The sequence below is a fragment of the Pseudomonas sp. FBCC-B1565 genome, assembly GCF_059133265.1.
The window spans coordinates 4,129,136-4,147,192 of record NZ_CP101438.1 but is presented as its reverse complement, the minus strand read 5'-3'; the positions used below and the strand labels follow the sequence as shown (position 1 = coordinate 4,147,192).

The 18,057-nt window shown below is 62.5% G+C and carries 17 protein-coding genes; 12 read left to right on the top strand and 5 right to left on the bottom strand.

Annotated features, from left to right (window positions below):
* Positions 1-57 precede the first annotated feature (57 nt).
* A complete protein-coding gene (locus NL123_RS19065; RefSeq protein ID WP_494358325.1) occupies positions 58-2,019 on the top strand; it encodes a sigma-54 interaction domain-containing protein in 1,962 nt (653 codons plus the stop codon).
* 705 nt (positions 2,020-2,724) lie between these two features.
* Here the strand turns inward: NL123_RS19065 and NL123_RS19060 are convergent.
* Both NL123_RS19060 and rtcR read right to left on the bottom strand, forming a co-directional pair.
* On the bottom strand, positions 2,725-3,033 hold the full coding sequence (locus tag NL123_RS19060) for a DUF6124 family protein (RefSeq protein WP_248487788.1): 309 nt from the start codon (positions 3,031-3,033) through the stop codon (positions 2,725-2,727).
* Positions 3,034-3,383: 350 nt separating this feature from the next.
* Entirely contained in the window at positions 3,384-4,964 is a 1,581-nt protein-coding gene (gene rtcR / locus NL123_RS19055) for an RNA repair transcriptional activator RtcR (RefSeq protein ID WP_494356081.1), read from the bottom strand.
* Between the two features lie 214 nt (positions 4,965-5,178).
* Between rtcR and NL123_RS19050 the strand changes: the two genes are divergently transcribed.
* From NL123_RS19050 to rtcA, 3 genes are read left to right on the top strand one after another with little or no spacing between them, the layout of a single operon-like run.
* Positions 5,179-6,405: an RtcB family protein gene (locus NL123_RS19050; protein WP_248487790.1), complete on the top strand. Its 1,227-nt coding sequence runs from the start codon at positions 5,179-5,181 to the stop codon at positions 6,403-6,405.
* A 13-nt stretch (positions 6,406-6,418) separates the two neighbouring features.
* Positions 6,419-7,207 (top strand): nucleotidyltransferase domain-containing protein, encoded by a 789-nt coding sequence (locus NL123_RS19045; RefSeq protein WP_494356080.1) that lies wholly within the window; start codon positions 6,419-6,421, stop codon positions 7,205-7,207.
* 8 nt (positions 7,208-7,215) lie between these two features.
* Complete coding sequence (gene rtcA / locus NL123_RS19040) at positions 7,216-8,241, top strand: RNA 3'-terminal phosphate cyclase (protein ID WP_248487792.1); 1,026 nt, start codon at positions 7,216-7,218, stop codon at positions 8,239-8,241.
* Here rtcA and NL123_RS19035 read toward each other — a convergent pair.
* The gene (locus NL123_RS19035) at positions 8,238-9,281 is read right to left on the bottom strand and encodes a LacI family DNA-binding transcriptional regulator (protein WP_494356079.1); all 1,044 of its coding nucleotides are present in this window, start codon (positions 9,279-9,281) and stop codon (positions 8,238-8,240) included. The two genes, rtcA and NL123_RS19035, sit on opposite strands and share 4 nt — an antisense overlap.
* Positions 9,282-9,443: 162 nt before the next feature.
* Between NL123_RS19035 and NL123_RS19030 the strand changes: the two genes are divergently transcribed.
* The 5 genes from NL123_RS19030 to NL123_RS19010 are packed head-to-tail and all read left to right on the top strand — an operon-like array spanning position 9,444 to position 13,922.
* Positions 9,444-10,538 carry a fatty acid desaturase family protein gene (locus NL123_RS19030; protein WP_494356078.1) on the top strand — a complete coding sequence of 365 codons (1,095 nt, stop codon included), beginning with the start codon at positions 9,444-9,446 and terminating at the stop codon, positions 10,536-10,538.
* A gap of 28 nt (positions 10,539-10,566) precedes the next feature.
* A complete protein-coding gene (locus tag NL123_RS19025) occupies positions 10,567-10,887 on the top strand; it encodes a MocE family 2Fe-2S type ferredoxin (RefSeq protein ID WP_494356077.1) in 321 nt (106 codons plus the stop codon).
* 2 nt (positions 10,888-10,889) lie between these two features.
* On the top strand, positions 10,890-12,089 hold the full coding sequence (locus tag NL123_RS19020; RefSeq protein WP_494356076.1) for an NAD(P)/FAD-dependent oxidoreductase: 1,200 nt from the start codon (positions 10,890-10,892) through the stop codon (positions 12,087-12,089).
* Position 12,090: 1 nt separating this feature from the next.
* Positions 12,091-12,909 (top strand): sugar phosphate isomerase/epimerase family protein, encoded by an 819-nt coding sequence (locus tag NL123_RS19015; RefSeq protein WP_494356075.1) that lies wholly within the window; start codon positions 12,091-12,093, stop codon positions 12,907-12,909.
* 50 nt (positions 12,910-12,959) lie between these two features.
* Complete coding sequence (locus NL123_RS19010) at positions 12,960-13,922, top strand: Dyp-type peroxidase (protein ID WP_494356074.1); 963 nt, start codon at positions 12,960-12,962, stop codon at positions 13,920-13,922.
* 138 nt (positions 13,923-14,060) lie between these two features.
* Here NL123_RS19010 and NL123_RS19005 read toward each other — a convergent pair whose 3' ends face one another.
* Positions 14,061-14,933 (bottom strand): undecaprenyl-diphosphate phosphatase, encoded by an 873-nt coding sequence (locus NL123_RS19005; protein WP_310863515.1) that lies wholly within the window; start codon positions 14,931-14,933, stop codon positions 14,061-14,063.
* A gap of 168 nt (positions 14,934-15,101) precedes the next feature.
* Here NL123_RS19005 and NL123_RS19000 point away from each other — a divergent pair, with 168 nt between their 5' ends.
* On the top strand, positions 15,102-15,608 hold the full coding sequence (locus tag NL123_RS19000; RefSeq protein WP_071495187.1) for a GNAT family N-acetyltransferase: 507 nt from the start codon (positions 15,102-15,104) through the stop codon (positions 15,606-15,608).
* Here NL123_RS19000 and NL123_RS18995 read toward each other — a convergent pair.
* Entirely contained in the window at positions 15,586-16,530 is a 945-nt protein-coding gene (locus NL123_RS18995; protein WP_248487798.1) for a GlxA family transcriptional regulator, read from the bottom strand. The two genes, NL123_RS19000 and NL123_RS18995, sit on opposite strands and share 23 nt — an antisense overlap.
* Positions 16,531-16,703: 173 nt before the next feature.
* Here NL123_RS18995 and NL123_RS18990 point away from each other — a divergent pair, with 173 nt between their 5' ends.
* Entirely contained in the window at positions 16,704-17,333 is a 630-nt protein-coding gene (locus tag NL123_RS18990) for a TetR/AcrR family transcriptional regulator (RefSeq protein WP_248487799.1), read from the top strand.
* Entirely contained in the window at positions 17,330-18,007 is a 678-nt protein-coding gene (locus NL123_RS18985) for a type 1 glutamine amidotransferase domain-containing protein (RefSeq protein ID WP_494356073.1), read from the top strand. Before NL123_RS18990 ends, NL123_RS18985 begins: the two co-directional genes overlap by 4 nt.
* Positions 18,008-18,057 lie beyond the last annotated feature (50 nt).

Here is an 18,057-nt window from a genome sequence, read left to right as displayed (position 1 = left end):
ATTTAATGAACATGTCTATACTGACATGTCAAAAACATGGACATGGATACCGCCCCAATGAGCATGGCGTTCAGCGTGCAAGACCTCGACTACCTCGCAGCCCTTGGGCCTGCTGCGCTGAATGATGGCCCAGTGGCCGCGCTGGAGCAGGCCTGGCGTGACTGCCTGGCCGGTCAGGTCGAGCGCCCGGCGCACGTGCGCCAAGTGATCTGGGATTCGTGGCGGCGCAGCGTCGAGGCCGGTATCGACCCGGCAGACAACGCGTACCGCTTCGTGGCCGCCGAAACCCTGGCCGCCACCCAGACCACCCACCGCGTGCTGATCGCCGCCGCCGCGCAAGTCATGCGAGGTTTGCTGGCCTACAACCCGCGAGGCCATATCAACCTTACCGATGCCGACGGCACCACCCTGTATTTCTGCGGGCTGGACATCACCCCCGTGGGCAGTCGTCTGCTGGAATCGGTACAAGGCACCAACTGCACCGGCCTGGCGCTGGCCGAAGATCGCTTGGTGTACGTGCTGGCCGAGGAAAACTTCGGTATCGGCCTGCGCCAGCGCCGCATGCACTGCGCCGCTGCGCCGATCAAGAATGCTCAAGGCCAGACCCTGGCCATGCTGACCCTCACCGCCGAGCCCGGCTGGTTTCACTTCCATACCCTCGGCACGGTGCAGGCTGCGGCCGATGCCGTATCGCGGCAGATGGCCCTGCAAGGTCTGTTGGAAGAACAGCAAACCGTCCTCGAAGTGCTCAACGAAGGCCTGGTGGTGCTGGATGAGCGTGGCTGCATCAAGGCGCTTAACCGCTATGCCCGGCACCTGTTCGGGGTGGGGCTGGAGCTGATCGGTCAGCCGTTTCAGCAGTTGGGGCGCAGCGAATTGAGCGACTCGATGGGCGAGGCCGTTCGCGACCTCGACTGCACCTTCCACCTGCACAACCGCAGCCAACTCGCCTGCCTGGTCTCGGTGTGCCCGCTGGAGCAGGGCGGGGTGATCGTGTCACTGCGGGAGAACCGCCGCATCCGCGAAATCACCCGGCGCCTCATCGGCACCCAGGCCAGCTACACCTTCGACACCATCCAGGGACACTCGCGGGCGATCCAGGACGCGCTGCACTTGGGGCGCATCGCCAGTCGCAGTGATTCCACCACGCTGATCCTGGGTGAAAGCGGCACCGGCAAGGAGCTGTTCGCCCAGGCCATCCACAACGGCAGCGACCGCTGCAACGGCCCGTTTGTGGCGGTCAACTGCGGCGCGATTCCACGCGACCTGGTGCAAAGCGAGCTGTTCGGGCATGTCGAAGGCGCGTTTACCGGCTCGGCGCGTGGCGGCTCGGCGGGTAAGTTTGAACTGGCGGATGGCGGTACGATTTTTCTGGATGAGATTGGCGACATGTCCTTCGATGCCCAGGTGAGCTTGCTGCGGGTGTTGCAGGAAGGTGAGATCACCCGTGTCGGCGCGAAAAATTCGCGGCAAGTGGACGTGCGCATCATCGCCGCCACCCACCGCAACCTCAGCCAGGCGGTAGCGGAAGGCGCGTTTCGCGAAGACCTCTACTACCGCCTCAACGTGCTCAACCTGACCGTTCCGCCACTGCGCATGCGCCGTGAAGACATTCCGCTGCTGGCGCGGCACTTTCTGGCCCGCTGTGCACGCTCGTTGCGTAAGTCGGTGCAGGGCTTTTCACCGGAGGCGATGGCATTGCTCTCGGCCTATGGCTGGCCGGGCAATGTGCGCGAGTTGGAAAACAGCATCGAGCGGGCGACCAACTTGGCGACGGGGGCGCTGATCGAACCGGTGGACCTGCCATTGGAAAGCCGCCAACGCGCCCCGCTGCGCGGCTACGAACCGCACCCCGCCCAGGACCTGAGCAGTCACGAAATGCACGCCATCGTCGCCGCGCTTAAAAGCACCGGTGGCAATATCCGCCTGGCTGCGCGGCAACTGAACGTGTCGCGGGGCGGGCTGTACAACAAGATGAGTCGGTTTGGGCTGAATGCCGGGGATTTTCGTGGCGACTGAGATTTAAGCCTGGCGCAGTTCAAATGTGGGAGGGGGCTTGCTCCCGATAGCGGTGTGTCAGTCGATTCATCAGGTGACTGATTCAGCGCCATTGGGGCCTTGGTATCTACACAATTCTGGGGCTGGCGCTGGACCTGTGGGAGGGGGCTTGCCCCCGATAACGGTGTGTCATTCGATTCATCAGGTGACTGACTCAGCGCCATCGGGGCCTCTGTATCTACACAATTTCGGGTATGGCGCTGGACCTGTGGCGAGGGAGCTTGCTCCCGCTGGCGGCCTGGTAGACGATCAGGATGTTGGATCAGACCGGGTACATATCCGTTATTTAGGTAACGGCCACTATGGGTTCCGCTTTTACAGCGGCTCACTTTTGAAGAGCGCAAAAGTAAGCAAAACGCTCTTGCCCCAACACTCGGCACCTCGCTCACGCTCGGTGTGCCCGTAATCCGACAGGTATTTGGGGGGCCGCCGCCACGCGCCATCCATGGCGCGGGGCGGCTAAACCGGCATCCCTGCCGGTTTACCCCCCAAATCCCTGTCGAATTCCGGCCAGCGTGTTTGACGGGGCGCCTTAGATCAAAAGCGAGATCAAGATCAGGATCAAGAGCGACTCGCTTCGCATCGTGGTTAGCGTTGGTTGCTACAGCGTTGTGTCGGTGCCTATGGCCATCGCAGGCAAGCCAGTTCTCGCAGGGTTAATCGTATTTAGGCGGTTGTCTTAGGGGGAGTCAGGCACTCGATGGAGCGATCCACGGTGGTCTTGGCAATCTCCAGTAAATGCCACACCGCCAGGATCTTCGCCCGCTCGGGATTATCCAGTGTATCTCCACAATCCAGCGCGGTCGCCGATGCACTGTCGAGCAAGCTGGCGGTGTAGAGCAGAGCGTCTTCGAAGCTCAGGTCTTCGTTGATGGAGTGGAAGCCCTGGGTGGGCAGGTAGTGATCGATGGCGCGGTTGAAGGCGGCGCGGTCTTTGGCGGGGGCGAAGGGTGGGTCGGGTAGGGCTTTGTCCATGGTGCAACTCCTATTGAGCAAAGAAGCTACCGCCAACGCTGCTAAACGAGGGTGGCAGCTGTACGCGGGTTAGCAGACCGGTCAATAGGAAAACCAGCGCACCCGAAGGTGCCCCGCGCACAGCCACCATAAACGCAGATGTGAGCCGTGTGCCTATTGATGTCGGGCTGCTAAACCCGATCGCTGAAAAACCAGCGACGGACCGCAGACTAGCCACCGATTCCAGCAGGCACAAGGCGGCGAGGATTGTCTAGGAAACGTCCTGCAATTAAAAGGGACCTGCCTTGCTGGCCCTTTACAAACCATGACCAAATGCCACTAACCGCCCCCTGGCGGGTCGTCTCGCAGGCCTATGGCTTCAACTGTTTCCATTCAATGGCAAAGCGGGCCAGGTATTTGCGCAGGCGGTCTGCGTCATTGGGTTGTGCCTTGGCCTGGCGTGACACACCGAACAGTCGGCGGCCGGCGTCGGAAAGGCTGTCGGATTGCAGGCACACGTCGATTACGGCCTTGAGTTGCAATTGGTCGAACAGGTCCAGATCGGCCGGTAGCAGCGCATGGGTTTCGGTCAGCCCCCAGGCGTAGCGCAGGCGTTGGATTTCCTCTTCAGCCTGGGCTTCATCAATACGCCCGCTGTCGGCCAGGGTGGCCATGCGTGTGATGGAGGCCGACAGCTCGCGAAAGTTGCCCAGCCATGCCGCTTCGCTGGAACAGGCGAACGCCAGGTAGCGGCGGCGCGCCTCTAGATTAAAGCGCACGCGACGACCTTGCTCGCGGGCGTGGCGCTCCAGTTCGAAGTCGATATTGGGCTCGATATCCTCGCGCCTTCCCGTCAGGCCCGGCAGGTCAAAGGTCCACAGGTTGATGCGCGCATACAGGTCTTCGCGAAACAGCCCTTCGGCCACACGCCCGCGCAGGTCGCGGTGGGTGCCGGCGATGATCAGGAAGTCGCTGGCCACTTCACGGTCGGCGCCCATGGGGTAAAAGCGTTTTTCTTCGATGGCCTTGAGTAGCATCGCCTGTTCATCCAGGCCCAGCTCGCCGATTTCATCGAGGAACAACATGCCGCCGTCCGCCGCGCGCAGCAGGCCGTCGCGGGCGTTCTGCGCGCCGGTGAAGGCGCCCTTGGTATGCCCGAACAGTGCTGACATCGCGCCATCGCCGCGCAGGGTGGCGCAGTTGACTTCCACGAAGCGCCCCTGCACTTGGTGGCGGCTGCGCTTGAGTTCGTAAATGCGCCGGGCGAGAAAGGATTTGCCCGCGCCGGTGGGGCCGATCAGCAGCATGGGCGCGGTGGAACGCACGGCCACGCGCTCGATCTGTTCGATGGTGGTATTGAACGCACTGTTGCGCGTGGCAATCCCTGACTTGAGGAAGGCCAGGCCTTCCAGGCGCTGGTGGGCGAAGCGCGAGGCGATGCGGTCGTAGCGTGACAGGTCGAGATCGATCAGGGCGTGGGTGCCCGCGGCCGGTGCGGTGTCGTCACGGCGGCGAAGGGGGGCGGTCTGGATCAGCCGCGCCGGCAGGTTGCGTGCCTCGGTGAGCAGGAACCAGCAAATCTGGGCCACGTGGGTGCCGGTGGTGATGTGGACCAGGTAGTCCTCATGGTCGGTGTCGAAGGTGTAGGCGGCGGTGAAGTCGTGCAGCGCGCCGTAGACCTCTTCGAAATCCCAGGGGTCGTTCAGTGGCATGGGGTGCAGGCGCACCTCGGTGGTGGGCGAGATCTGCTGGATGTCGGCGCGTATCCGCTCGGCGAGGCTGACGTCACGGGCGTCGATGTCGTGGATCAGCTCCAGGCGATCGACCTGCAGGTTATCTTGCTGGCACAGGCCGACGCTGGGGCGCCAGTGATTCCAGCGGTTGGCGCCCTTGCCGACGCGATCCAGCTTGGACCCGATAAACCCGATGGCGACTGTGCGCTTGTGTTTCATGACTAGACCAAAATATAAATAACGATAGCCAAGGATATGAATGGCGTGAGGCCCTTGTCATCGGTTTTCAACGCTTCAATGCGTTTACATTAAAAATATCGATATAAAACAATAGCTTAAAAACTTTAAGCCCGGTATGGAAAAACCTGGCACGCCCGCTGCTATATCCCAGCCAACGCCGCAGTGCCGGCTTTTAAAAAAAAGAATCGAGATCATGCAAGAGAACACCTACCAACTGCTGGAAGTCGCCAACGGCAAGCCGATCAAACTCTGGACCCAGGGCGTGCCTGTGGAGCCTGAGGCGCGCAAGCAATTGATGAACACCGCCCAGATGCCGTTCATCTTCAAGCACCTCGCGGTGATGCCGGATGTGCACCTGGGCAAGGGCTCGACCATCGGCAGCGTGATCCCCACCGTGGGCGCGATCATCCCGGCAGCAGTGGGCGTGGATATCGGCTGCGGCATGATCGCTGCGCGTACCACATTGATGGCCGGCGACTTGCCCGACAACCTCCACGGTCTGCGTTGCGCCATCGAGGCCGCGGTGCCCCATGGTCGTACCCGCAGCCGCCAGGGCCGCGACAAAGGCGCGTGGGAACATGTACCGGCCCAGGCCGATCAGGTGTGGTCGGCGCTGCATCCACGCTTCAAGGCGATCACCGACAAGTACCCGCAACTGGAACGCAGCAACAACCGCCACCACTTGGGCACTCTGGGCACCGGCAACCATTTCGTCGAGGTGTGCCTGGATGAAGCCAACCGTGTGTGGTTCATGTTGCACAGCGGCTCGCGTGGAGTGGGGAATGCCATCGGCAACCTGTTTATCCAACTGGCCCAGGCGGACATGCGTCAACACCTGGCCAACTTGCCTGACCGCGACCTGGCGTACTTCGAAGAGGGCAGCCAGCACTTCGATGACTACGTGGAAGCCGTGGGCTGGGCGCAGGATTTTGCCCGGCAGAACCGTGAGTTGATGATGCGTGCGGTGGTCCAGGCCACGCGCCAGGTGATCAGCAAACCGTTTGAAGTGGCGCTGGAGGCCGTGAACTGTCATCACAACTACGTGCAGAAAGAGCGGCACTTCGGCGAAGAGATCCTGGTTACGCGTAAAGGTGCGGTGTCGGCGAAGAAAGGTGAACTGGGGATTATCCCAGGCTCCATGGGCGCCAAAAGCTTCATTGTGCGTGGGCTGGGTAACGAAGAGTCGTTCTGTTCCTGCAGCCACGGCGCCGGGCGCACCATGAGCCGCACCAAGGCGAAGAACACCTTCACCGTGGCCGACCAGATCCGCGCCACCGCCCATGTGGAGTGCCGCAAGGACGCCGATGTGATCGACGAAATTCCGATGGCCTACAAGGACATCGACCAGGTTATGCACGCTCAGCGCGAGCTGGTGGAAGTGCTGCACACTTTGCGCCAAGTGGTGTGCGTCAAAGGCTAAGAGGGGAAGCAAGATGCAAAAGGATGAACGCCACCCATTGAGCGACGCCATGCGCGCGCGGGTGCTACAGGAGCTTGACTGCATAGAGCGCGAACGCAATGTCACGGTGCTGTATGCCTGTGAGTCCGGCAGTCGGGCCTGGGGGTTTGCTTCCACCGACAGCGACTACGACGTGCGCTTTGTCTACGTGGAAAAACCCGACTGGTTCATGCAGGTGGATGCGCCGCGCGATGTGATCGAGCGCCCGTTGGATGACGAATTGGACGTGAGTGGTTGGGAGTTGCGCAAGACGCTGGGCCTGCTGCGCAAATCCAATCCCACGTTGCTGGAGTGGTTGGACTCGCCGTTGGTGTATCGCCAGCACGTCGAGGCGACAGCGCAGTTGCGCGCCTTGGCCGAGACGTTCTACAGCCCGCCGGCGGCGCGCAGTCATTACCTGTCGATGGCCAGGAAAAACTTTCGTGGTTACCTGCAAGGCGACACGGTGCGGTTCAAGAAGTACTTCTACGTGCTGCGACCGTTACTCGCGGTGCGGTGGATCGACCTCGGGCTGGGCCGTCCACCCATGACGTTCGCCGATTTGTTGAGCACGGTGGATGACCCGCAACTGCTCGATGAAGTGGACGCCTTGCTGGTGTTGAAACGCAATGCCGGGGAAGCGGCGTACGGGCCTCGGCGTCCGGTGCTGCACGCGTATATACACGGTGAATTGGAACGCAGCGTGCCGGTCTTGCCACGCACCCAGGCAGACTCACACCCACTGGACCGGTACCTGCGGGACACGGTCAAACGCTTTGCTTAAGGATGACGATGAAACAGGACGTGATTGAACTCGACGGCACCATCGGCGGTGGCCAGGTACTGCGCAGTGGCCTGAGCTTGTCGATGGTGACCGGGCTGACCCTGCGGATTAAAAATATTCGCGCCAAGCGCAGCCGGCCGGGGTTGATGCGCCAACACCTGACCGCTGTGCTGGCGGCGGCGCAAGTCTGTGGGGCCCAGGTACACGGTGCGCAATTGGGCTCGCAATCCCTGGTGTTCGAGCCGGGGCCGATTCAAGGCGGTGAATACCGCTTCAGCATCGGCACCGCCGGCAGTTGCACCCTGGTGTTGCAGACCCTGCTGCCGGCCTTGCTGCGCGCGCCCACGGCCAGTCGCGTGACGATCTGCGGCGGCACCCACAATCCGCTGGCACCGCCGGTGGACTTTTTGCAGCGTGCCTGGCTTCCGCTGTTGCGGCGCATGGGCGCGGCTATCGAATTGAGCTTGAACCGGTATGGGTTTGTGCCCGCCGGTGGTGGTGAGTTGGAGGCGTTCATTCAGCCAGCGCAACTGGCACCGTTGCAGTTGATGCAGCGCGGAAAACTGCTCGAAGCCCGGGCGATAACGCTGAATGCCGGGTTGCCTGCCCAGGTCAGCGAACGCGAGTTCAAACGCGTGCGCCAGCGCTTGTCGTTCGATGAGTCCCAGTTGTGCCCGATTGAGATCGACCCGGAACAAGGTCCGGGCAACGTGCTGATGCTGGAGTATGTCCACGAACACGTCACCGAAGTGTTCAGCGCTTTTGGCCAGGCCAACCTGCGCGCCGAGACGGTGGCTGACCAGGCGATCGAGCAGGCCATGGAATGGAACGGCACCGACACGGCGGTGGGCGAACATCTGGCCGATCAATTGTTGTTGCCGATGGCATTGGCTGGCGGTGGTCGTTTCACCACACCGCATATGAGCGACCATCTGCACAGCAATATGCAGGTGATCCAACGCTTCCTGCCCGTGCGGATTGAGAGTCACGTGCGGGAGGAGGGCGGCTTGATCATCGAGTGCCGCGCCCGCTAGAGGTTCTCCGACGTCACAATCTGCGGCGGTATATACACCCGCTGCCGCGCCGGATCGAACCCTTGCGCACTCTGCAACTCCACCATCAACTGCACCAACGCCGTCGCCGTCTGCCCCGGTTGCGAGTCCATCACCACATCGATCAAGCCCTGGCGCAGCGCCTGGCGCGACAGCTCGGTGGACTCCTGCAAAATGCAACACAACGCCGGCCGCTTGGGCAACTGCGCCAGGGCGCTGATGATGCCATCGCCGCCGCCGCCCACCACGCAGAGGCCGCGCAGGTCGCTGTGGCGGCTGATCAGGTCGAGGGTGGCTTCTTCGGTGATGTCGCAGTTGTCCAGGTTGATCAACGGCTCCAGCGGCTTGAGCCCCGGCGCGTGCTCGGCCAGGTAGCTGTGCAGGCCTTCGACCCGTGCCTGGTGGCCGAGAAAACGATGGCCGCCGAGCAGGATGCCCACGCTGCCTTTGCGCGCGCCGCAGGTGCGCGCGAGCAACCAGCCCATGGTGCGGCCGACCACATGGTTGTCCTGGCCCACGTAGGGTTCATCGGCCTGTTCATGGATATCCGAGAGCAGGGCGACCACCGGCACGCCGGCGGCGCGGATCTGCGCCAGGCACGCGTTGATCAGCGGATGGGCGAAGCTGACCACCGCCAGGCCATCGCACTGCACGGCCAGTTGTTCGATCTGCGCGACGATGGCGCTGGGCGAGCGATCCACGATGTACTCGAACTGGCACGTCAGGTTGGCGTTGGCATGCTGTTCGGCAGCCGTGCTGATTGCCTGCGCCAGGCTGGCATAGAACGCCTGGGCGGTGGCCAGCAACAGGATGCCGAAACGATAGGTCGGCCGACGTTCGCGAATGCGCTGGCCGATCAGCCGCGCCGCGAAATACCCCACCGCTTCGGCCGCCTGGAACACCTGCTCGGCGGTCTCGGGATTGACCGGTGCCCGTGCATTCAGCACGCGGTCGACGGTGGCCACACTCAGCCCGGCCTGGGCGGCCACGCTGGCGATGGTTGGGCGTTTGTGGTTGTTCATGACTGGCCCCTTGAGCGTCTTGATAGAAAACTATCAAGCCCCGCTGGGCCTGGATGATAGCTTGATAGGGAATGGATTCAAGGCCTTGAGGCCGAATAACCGGTTCTCTAAGGTGGGTTTCACACAGCACCAGAAACCACCCGCTTGCGGAGAACAATAACAATGCCTGGACACACCGCTCCTCTCACCCGTCGCGACTACAGCCTCACCGGCCCCGAAGCCGCCCGCGCCGTTGAAAAAGGCCTGGTCTCGGCCAGTTGGTACCAATCGCCGATCTCGCGTAAACGCATGAAAGAACTGATGCAGCGCCGTGACGGCCCGGCGCTGCTCGATACCGTCCTCTGGGTGAGCGCACTGTTTGCCAGCGGTTTTGGTGGCTACTGGTTCTGGGGCACCTGGGCCTGCGTGCCGTTCTTCCTCGTCTATGGCGTGCTGTATGGCACCGCGTCCAACCCGCGCTGGCATGAAACCGGCCACGGCACCGCCTTCAAGACCCGCTGGATGAACGACGTGCTGTACCAGGTCGCCAGCTTCATGTGCATCTTCGAACCCCACGTGTGGCGCTGGAGCCATGCCCGGCACCATACCGACACCATCGTGGTCGGCCGTGACCCAGAGATCGTCGAACCGCGTCCGCCGAGCTTCCTGATGATGGGCCTGAGCCTGTTCAACCTGCCCCTGGCCTGGAAGACCTTCAGCGGCGTGGCGCGCCACACCATCGGCAAGATGAGTGCCCAGGAAGCGGACTTCATCCCCGAATCCGAATGGCCCAAGGTGTTCCGTGCCGCGCGCATCTGGGTCGGCATTTATGCCTTGGTGATTGGCACTGCGTTGTACCTGCACAGCTGGTTACCGCTGATGCTGGTGGGCCTGCCGAGTATTTATGGCGCCTGGCTCGGCTATCTGTTCGGCCTCACCCAGCATGTCGGCCTGGCTGAAGACGTACTCGACCACCGCAGCAACTGCCGCACCATCTACATGAACCGTGTGCTGCGCTTTATCTACATGGACATGAACTACCACCTCGAACACCACATGTACCCGATGGTGCCGTACCACGCCCTCGCGCAACTGCACGAAGAAATCCGCAGCGACTGCCCGCCGCCTTACACCAACCTGTTCGAGGCGTACAAGGAGATCCTGCCGACCATCTGGAAGCAGCGCAGCGATCCCACCTATTTCGTCCAGCGCCCGATTCACCCGAACACGCATCCGGCGGCCCATGCGCCGGTGCATGCAGAAACCGCTGCCGGCTGACCCCCCTCCAAGCACAAGAGAAAACGCCATGAACGATCAATGGATCGAGGTCTGCGCCGTGGGCGAAATAGACGAAGAAGACGTGCTGCGCTTCGACCACGGGCCGCACACTTACGCGGTGTATCGCTCGGCCGAGAATGAATTTTTCGCCACCGCCGGCCTGTGCACCCACGAGAAAATCCACCTGGCCGACGGCCTGGTGATGGACCACGTGATCGAGTGCCCCAAGCACAACGGGCGCTTCGATTACCGCACCGGCAAGGCCCTCGGCGCGCCGGTGTGCGTCAACCTCAAGACTTACCCGGTGCGGGTCGAAGCGGGGCGGGTGTTGCTCGCCGTCACGGCCTGATCATGAACGATCCCTTGATCATCGTCGGCGCCGGCCATGCCGGTGGCCGTGCGGCGCTGACCCTGCGCGAAGAGGGTTACACCGGGCGCCTGATCCTGATCGGCGATGAGCCGCACTTGCCCTATGAACGGCCGCCGCTGTCCAAAGGCGTGTTGCAGGGCACGACGGACCTGGCCGGCTGCAGCCTGTGCGACAGCGTCCGGCTGGCCGAGTTGGGCATTGAGCACATCGCCGCTAACCCGGTGACGCAGTTGCAGCCGCAACAGCATCGCCTGCAACTGGCCGATGGCCAATGGCTGCGGTACGCCGGACTGCTGCTGGCCACCGGGGGGCGGGCGCGCCGCTTGCCTCAGGAGCAGGCCAACCTGCTCTACCTGCGTACCCACGATGAAGCGCTGGCCCTGCGCGCTGCGCTGAAGGCCGGGACGCGGCTGGTGGTGGTCGGCGGCGGATTCATCGGCCTGGAAGTGGCGGCGACGGCACGTGGCCTGGGCTGTGAGGTAACCCTGCTTGAAGCCGGGCCGCGATTGGCGGGCCGGGTGTTGCCGCCGGTTATCTCTGAGGCGCTGCTGGCCTTGCATCGCCAGCACGGCGTCGACGTTCGCCTGAAGGTGGCCTTGGAGTCGATCCAGGCCGACGCCGTGCTGCTGGTGGACGGGCAGCGCTTACCCTGCGACCTGGTAGTGGTCGGCATCGGCATGCAACCCAATATCGAATTGGCCACGGCAGCGGGGTTGGACGTGGGGCAGGGCATACGCGTGGATACGCACCTGCGCACCAGCGCGCCGGATATTTATGCCGCCGGTGACGTGTGTGAGTTTCGCCTGGATGGCCTCTATCAGCGCCAGGAAACCTGGCGCAACGCCGAGGCCCAGGGCCGGCATGCGGCGCTGAACCTGCTGGGCGGTGATGCGCCGTTCGAAGCGCTCCCCGGGTTCTGGTCCGACCAGTACGACTGGGGCTTGCAGACCGTCGGCGTGATCACGCCCTTGACGGTCAGCCGGCCATTGGCGAGCGGTGGCTTGCTGCTGTTTTACCTGGACGCCAATCACCGCGTGCAAGGTGCCTGCGGATGGGCACCCGGCAACAGCGTGGCCAAGGACATCAAACTCTGCGAGCGCCTGATCAGCGCGCGACTGTCACTCGATCCCGCCAGCCTGGCCGACCCCGAACTTTCCCTCAAACACCTGCTGCGAGGCTGATATGCGCCAATTCCTGGTGTTCCAATCCCTGTGGGCCATGCAGACCGAACCCGGTCCACTCGAGGCTCAACTCGAGCGCATCAAGGCCGCCGGTTTTGACGGCATTACCGACCATTACTTCAAACCCGCCGATGTCGCCCGCCTGCACGCCGCCGCCACGGCGCAAGGCTTGCAGATCGAAGGCCAGCTGTTCCCGCAATCGGTGGATGACCTAGCCGCCGCTTTGGATGTGATCAGCGCCTACGGCTGCCACCACCTCACCCTGCAAGCCGACGTGCGCCCACGCACCCAGGCCGAAGCGGCCCGACTGGTGGAAGGCTGGCAGCGGCTGGCTGAGCAGGTAGCGTTCCCGGTGCTGCTGGAAACCCACCGTTATCGTCTCACCAACGACCTGCTGTTCACCCTGGACCTGCTGGCACAGATGCCCGATCTGAAGCTGCTGGCCGACCTGTCCCACTACGTGGTCGGGCGTGAACTGCCGGAGCCGGGCGCCGCCGAGGACGATGCGCAGATACGCCGCATCCTGCGCAACAGCTGGGGTTTCCATGGTCGCGTGGCCAGTAGCGAGCAGGTGCAAGTGTCGTTGGACTTCCCGCAGCACCAAGCCTGGGTGCAGCGCTTTACCGAGTGGTGGCGCTACGGGATCGAAGACTGGCTGGCGCGCCCGCAGACGCCGCAGAGCCTGTCCTTTACCTGCGAACTCGGCCCGCCGCCCTATGCGATCACCGGTGCGAACGGCCGCGAGATCAGCGATCGCTGGGCCGAAGCGCTGAAGATGCAGGCGCTGATGCGTGAGGTGTGGCGCAGTTGTCAGAAATGATCTGCTAATCTGCGCGGGTTCAATCTCGCCCTTTAGCCTGGACTTTCACCATGACCCCATCCTCCGTTCAGCCGCCCCTGGAACCGCAGTCCGTGTGCCACCCGATCACCAGCAGCGCGATTTTCATGGTCGCCACTGTCACCCCCGGCAGCGAGGACAGGGTACGCGCCTGGTGCGCCGATATCGCCGGGCTGGTGCGCTCGGTGGGCAAGCGCGTGCCGGCCGGCAACCTGACCTGCGTCTGCGGGTTTGGCTCGGACGCCTGGGACCGCCTGTTCGGCGCGCCACGCCCGGCGGCCTTGCATCCGTTCCGCGAGTTCGGCGTGGCAGGGCGCATGGCCGTGTCGACACCGGGGGATATCCTCCTGCATATCCGCGCCGAACAGATGGACCTGTGCTTCGAACTGGCCACCCACATCATGGCGGCCCTGGGCGACAGCGTGAAGGTGGTGGATGAGGTCCAGGGTTTCCGCTATTTCGACATGCGCAGCATCATCGGCTTTGTCGACGGCACTGAGAACCCGGTAGGGCGCAAGGCCGAGGGTTTCACCATCGTCGGCGATGAAGACAGCGAGTTTCGCGGCGGCAGCTATGTGCTGGTGCAGAAGTACCTGCACAACATGACCGCCTGGAACGGTTTGACGGTGGAGGCCCAGGAGAAAGTGATCGGGCGCACCAAATTGTCGGATATCGAGCTGGATGAAGAAGACAAGCCAAGCAACTCCCACAGCGCATTGACCGTCATCACCGACGAGAACGGCGAAGAAGTGAAGATCCTGCGCGACAACATGCCCTTTGGCCGACCCGGAGCCGGGGAGTTTGGCACCTACTTCATCGGTTATGCGCGTTCGCCGCAGCCCCTGGAATTGATGCTGGAGAACATGTTCGTCGGCCGCCCGGTCGGCAATTATGACCGTCTGCTGGATTTCAGCACGGCAGTCACCGGCGGCCTGTTTTTCGTGCCCTCGGCTGACCTGCTGGAAGAATTGGCCGACCGAACCGGCAGTCTGTAAGGCAACACAGAACAAATGTGGGAGGGGGCTTGCCCCCGATAGCTGTGTGTCAGTCAACTTATATGCAGCTGACACTGCGCAATCGGGGGCAAGCCCCCTCCCACATTGGATTATTGGTGGTCTGAGATTAATGTCAGATCAGCTCAACAGCCCAGTGCTGACCGCCACAATCAGGAACACCCCCAGCAGCGCACGGTAGATCACGAATGGCCAGGTGGAGAACCGCTCCAGGAACTTCATCAGGCCCCAGATCGCGAAGAATGCCGAGACGCTCGCCACCACCAGTCCAAACAGCAAGTGCGGCCAGGCATGCGCCGGCATGTCGGCGTGCAGCAACACCCACAACTCCTTCAGCCCGGCGAGGGCGATGGCCGGCAAGCCCAGCAGGAAGGAGAAGCGCGCCGCTTCCTCACGCTTGAAATTGAGGAACAAGGCAGCGGTCAACGTGGAGCCGGAGCGCGATACCCCCGGAATCAACGCACCAATCTGCGCAATCCCGACGATCAACGCATCGCGCAGGCGCATTTCGCTCACTTCACGGGTGTGGCGTGCGCGAACCTCCGCCACCGCCAGCAACACCGCCATGACTACGCAGGAAATGCCGATCACCATCAGCCCGCGCAACGGCGAGTTGCATGCGTTCAAGGTCGAGGACAGCGCCAGGCCGGCAATCCCGATGGGGATGGTCGCCAGCACAATCGCCACCGCCAGCTTGAACCAGCGGTCGTTGTAGTCACCCCGACGTACCGCGCCGATGCTGCCGGTGGTGACCTGGCGCACATCGCGCCAGAAGTAACTGACCACCGCCGCCAGCGCCGCCAGTTGCATGGCCGCGGAAAACGCCGAACCGGGGTCCTGCCAGCCGAGCAGGGCGGGCACCACGCGCATGTGGGCGGTGGACGACACCGGCAGCAGTTCGGTAATGCCCTGGATCACGCCCAGGATGAAGATCTGCAGGTAATCCAGGGAGGCAAAACCCACATCCAGGCCGGCGGTACACATGTTGGTCAAAATAGGTGTCCTTGAAGAGCAGAGGCAAATTTCACGAAGTTTATTCGAAATGTTTCAAGGTTTCGGCAGAGGCAACACCTATTTGCAATCGGTTCAGCAAGTAGAAAGGTTGGCCTCTGCCCGTGTTTTGTGAACAATGGCGCCCTGCGTTTTTTCACCGAGAGCCCCATGCCTGAAACCACCGTCGAATTGATCCAGACCGGCCCCGAAGAAGCCGAGCTGATCCGTAATCTCTACCAGTACTACGCCTATGAATCGTCCGATTGGGAACAGGAAGATGTGGAGGCCGATGGCCGTTTCTATATCCATGACGAACACCTGGCCCGCTACTGGCAAGACCCGCAATGGAGCGCCAACCTGCTGCTGGTGGATGGCTACATCGCCGGCTTCCTGCTGATCGAAGGCAGCGAACTGCCAGGCATCGACGCCCTGGAACTGGCCGACCTGTTCATCCTCAAGCGCTACCGCCGCAAAGGCATTGGTCGCGCCATTGCCAGCCAGGTGCTGTGCAGCGGCCAGGCCAATTGGCTGGTGCGGTTCTATGACCAGGACGAAGTGTCACAGGCGTTCTGGCGCTCGGTGCTGGATAACCTGCCGCGCCCGGTGCAGACGATAGAGCTGGAGGATGACCCGCAGTTGGTCAGTTACCTGATCACGCGGGCGGCGCTGCATTAAAAGCCTGCTGCATCACCTGCGGCGGCTGGCCGAACGCCCTTAAAAACGCCTGGCGCATACGCTCGCGATCACCAAAGCCGGTTTCGCGGGCCACCACCTCGACCGGGTGGCGGCTGGTTTCCATCAGCGCCCGGGCGGCTTCCACACGCAGGGCTTCAATGGCTTTGGCCGGTGTCTGCCCGGTTTCCTCGCGGAATACCCGGCTGAATTGGCGTGGGCTCAGCCGGGCCACATCGGCGAGGGCTTCTACCGAGAGGTCGTGGGTCAGGTTCTCACGGGCGTAGGCCAGGGCCAGTTGCACGCGGTCTGACTTGGGGTCCAACTCCAACAGCGCCGACAGTTGCGATTGCTCACTGCCGCGACGCTGGGCAATCACCAGTTTGCGCGCAATGCGCCGGGCGAGGTCGCTGCCCAGGTCGTTCTCCACCATGGCCAACGCCAGGTCCACGCCGGCGCTCATGCCGGCACCGGTCCACACCTGGCCGTCGACGATAAACAGCTTGTCTTCTTCCAGGCGAATGTCCGGGTAGCGCTTGCGAAAGGCCGGTGCGTGAATCCAGTGGGTGGTGGTGCGCTTGCCTTCGAGCAGACCGGCTTCGGCCAGCACGAAGATGCCCATGCACAGCGAGGCCACGCGCCGCGACTGGGCGGAGGCGGCCTTGACCAGTTCGAGCAGGTTGGCTTCCGGCAGGCGGAATTCCAGGTAACCGCTGACGATCAGCGTGTCGTAGCCCTGCGGCCGGATCGCTGTGGTGTTCACGGAAAAGCCCTGGGACGTCATCACCGCGCCGCCACTCTCCGACACCAGGTGGAACTCATAGGCTGGCTCGCCGCGCAGCAGGTTCGCGCACTCGAACACCGAACCCAGGCTGAGGCTCAGGGATTGGAAGTTCGGGTAAACCATCAGCGCAACGCTGTGCATCGTCATTCTCCAAGGGGCGCGGGAGAGGGGATTGTCGGCGCGTGCCGGGTAAACGGCAACTGCCTTCGCGGCATGTCCGGAATCCTTGCGGATCTGACATTGTGCGCGATAGCCCCGACTCCTAACATTCCCTCAACGAACTAGACGACTGGTCTAATCGGACGGGATCAAGCATGAGCAGCGAAACCAAAAGTGCAAGACAGACCATTCTGGATACCGCGCAACGTATTGTCGGTCGCAAAGGATTTTCTGCGGTGGGCCTGAACGAAATACTGCAAGCCGCCGAAGTCCCCAAAGGTTCGTTTTATCACTACTTCAACTCTAAAGATGCGTTTGGCGTTGTATTGCTTGACCACTACTTCGACCACTACGTGCAGGGCATGCAGCAGTTGTTTGAACAGCCGGGCATGAGCCAGCACGCCAAGCTGATGCGTTATTGGCACAGTTGGATCAACAACCAGACCGGCTGCACCGACGCGGGCAAATGCCTTGCCGTCAAACTCGGTGCCGAGGTGTCAGACCTTTCAGAGCCGATGCGCCTGGCCCTGCAACGCGGCACCGCACGCACCATCGGGCTGCTCGCCGAGGCCTTGCAGCAGGGTGTCGAAGACGGCTCGGTAACGCTTACGCAACACCCCGAAAGCCTGGCCCAGCGCCTGTATGCGTTGTGGCTGGGGACCAGCGTCATGAGCAAGATCACCCGTACAGCGGCGCCGTTCGACCAGGCGCTGGGGTTGACCCGACAGTTGTTGGGGCATCCGCACGACACTGACACTCACACCTATCGAGGCACTGGAAAATGAAAGTATTAATGGTACTGACCTCTCACGACCAGCTCGGCGATACCGGGCGCAAGACCGGCTTCTGGCTCGAAGAATTTGCCGCACCCTATTACGCGTTCAAGGACGCCGGCGCCGACGTGGTGCTGGTTTCCCCGGTCGGTGGCCAGCCGCCGCTGGACCCGGTCAGCGACCTGCCGGACTTCCAGACCGAACAGACCCACCGCTTCGCCGCCGACCCGGCCGCGCAACAGGCCCTGGCGACCACGCTGAAGCTGGATTCGGTCAACGCCGATGACTTCGACACGGTGTTCTACCCAGGCGGCCACGGCCCGCTGTGGGACCTGGCAGAGTCGCCGGTATCGATCGCGTTGATCGAGTCCTTCGAGCGTGCCGGCAAGCCGATCGGCTTTGTCTGCCATGCACCGGGTGCCTTGCGTCACGTCAAGGCAGTCAACGGTGAGCCGCTGGTCAAGGGCCGTCGAGTCACCGGTTTCTCCAACTCGGAAGAGGCCGCCGTGGAACTGACCGATGTGGTGCCGTTCCTGGTGGAAGACGAGTTCAAGAAGTTGGGTGGCCTGTATGAGAAAGGCGCTGACTGGCAGTCCTTTGTCATTACCGATGGCTTGCTCGTCACCGGGCAAAACCCCGGCAGTTCCAGCGATGTCGCCAAGGCCCTGCTGAAACTCACCGCTTAACTCAATAAACCGCTGCAAGCATTGGCGACTTGTAAAAGTCGCCAATGCTT

What these genes read in the sequence shown, in the direction of transcription:
- NL123_RS19030 (WP_494356078.1), top strand. Translation starts at nt 9,444, where the DNA reads ATGCCTGGACACACCGCTCCTCTCACCCGTCGCGACTACAGCCTCACC.
- NL123_RS19020 (WP_494356076.1), top strand. Translation starts at nt 10,890, where the DNA reads ATGAACGATCCCTTGATCATCGTCGGCGCCGGCCATGCCGGTGGCCGT.
- NL123_RS19060 (WP_248487788.1), bottom strand. Translation starts at nt 3,033, where the DNA reads ATGGACAAAGCCCTACCCGACCCACCCTTCGCCCCCGCCAAAGACCGC.
- NL123_RS18985 (WP_494356073.1), top strand. Translation starts at nt 17,330, where the DNA reads ATGAAAGTATTAATGGTACTGACCTCTCACGACCAGCTCGGCGATACC.
- NL123_RS19010 (WP_494356074.1), top strand. Translation starts at nt 12,960, where the DNA reads ATGACCCCATCCTCCGTTCAGCCGCCCCTGGAACCGCAGTCCGTGTGC.
- rtcR (WP_494356081.1), bottom strand. Translation starts at nt 4,964, where the DNA reads ATGAAACACAAGCGCACAGTCGCCATCGGGTTTATCGGGTCCAAGCTG.
- NL123_RS19045 (WP_494356080.1), top strand. Translation starts at nt 6,419, where the DNA reads ATGCAAAAGGATGAACGCCACCCATTGAGCGACGCCATGCGCGCGCGG.
- NL123_RS19015 (WP_494356075.1), top strand. Translation starts at nt 12,091, where the DNA reads ATGCGCCAATTCCTGGTGTTCCAATCCCTGTGGGCCATGCAGACCGAA.
- NL123_RS19065 (WP_494358325.1), top strand. Translation starts at nt 58, where the DNA reads ATGAGCATGGCGTTCAGCGTGCAAGACCTCGACTACCTCGCAGCCCTT.
- NL123_RS18990 (WP_248487799.1), top strand. Translation starts at nt 16,704, where the DNA reads ATGAGCAGCGAAACCAAAAGTGCAAGACAGACCATTCTGGATACCGCG.
- NL123_RS18995 (WP_248487798.1), bottom strand. Translation starts at nt 16,530, where the DNA reads ATGCACAGCGTTGCGCTGATGGTTTACCCGAACTTCCAATCCCTGAGC.
- NL123_RS19035 (WP_494356079.1), bottom strand. Translation starts at nt 9,281, where the DNA reads ATGAACAACCACAAACGCCCAACCATCGCCAGCGTGGCCGCCCAGGCC.
- NL123_RS19025 (WP_494356077.1), top strand. Translation starts at nt 10,567, where the DNA reads ATGAACGATCAATGGATCGAGGTCTGCGCCGTGGGCGAAATAGACGAA.
- rtcA (WP_248487792.1), top strand. Translation starts at nt 7,216, where the DNA reads ATGAAACAGGACGTGATTGAACTCGACGGCACCATCGGCGGTGGCCAG.
- NL123_RS19000 (WP_071495187.1), top strand. Translation starts at nt 15,102, where the DNA reads ATGCCTGAAACCACCGTCGAATTGATCCAGACCGGCCCCGAAGAAGCC.
- NL123_RS19050 (WP_248487790.1), top strand. Translation starts at nt 5,179, where the DNA reads ATGCAAGAGAACACCTACCAACTGCTGGAAGTCGCCAACGGCAAGCCG.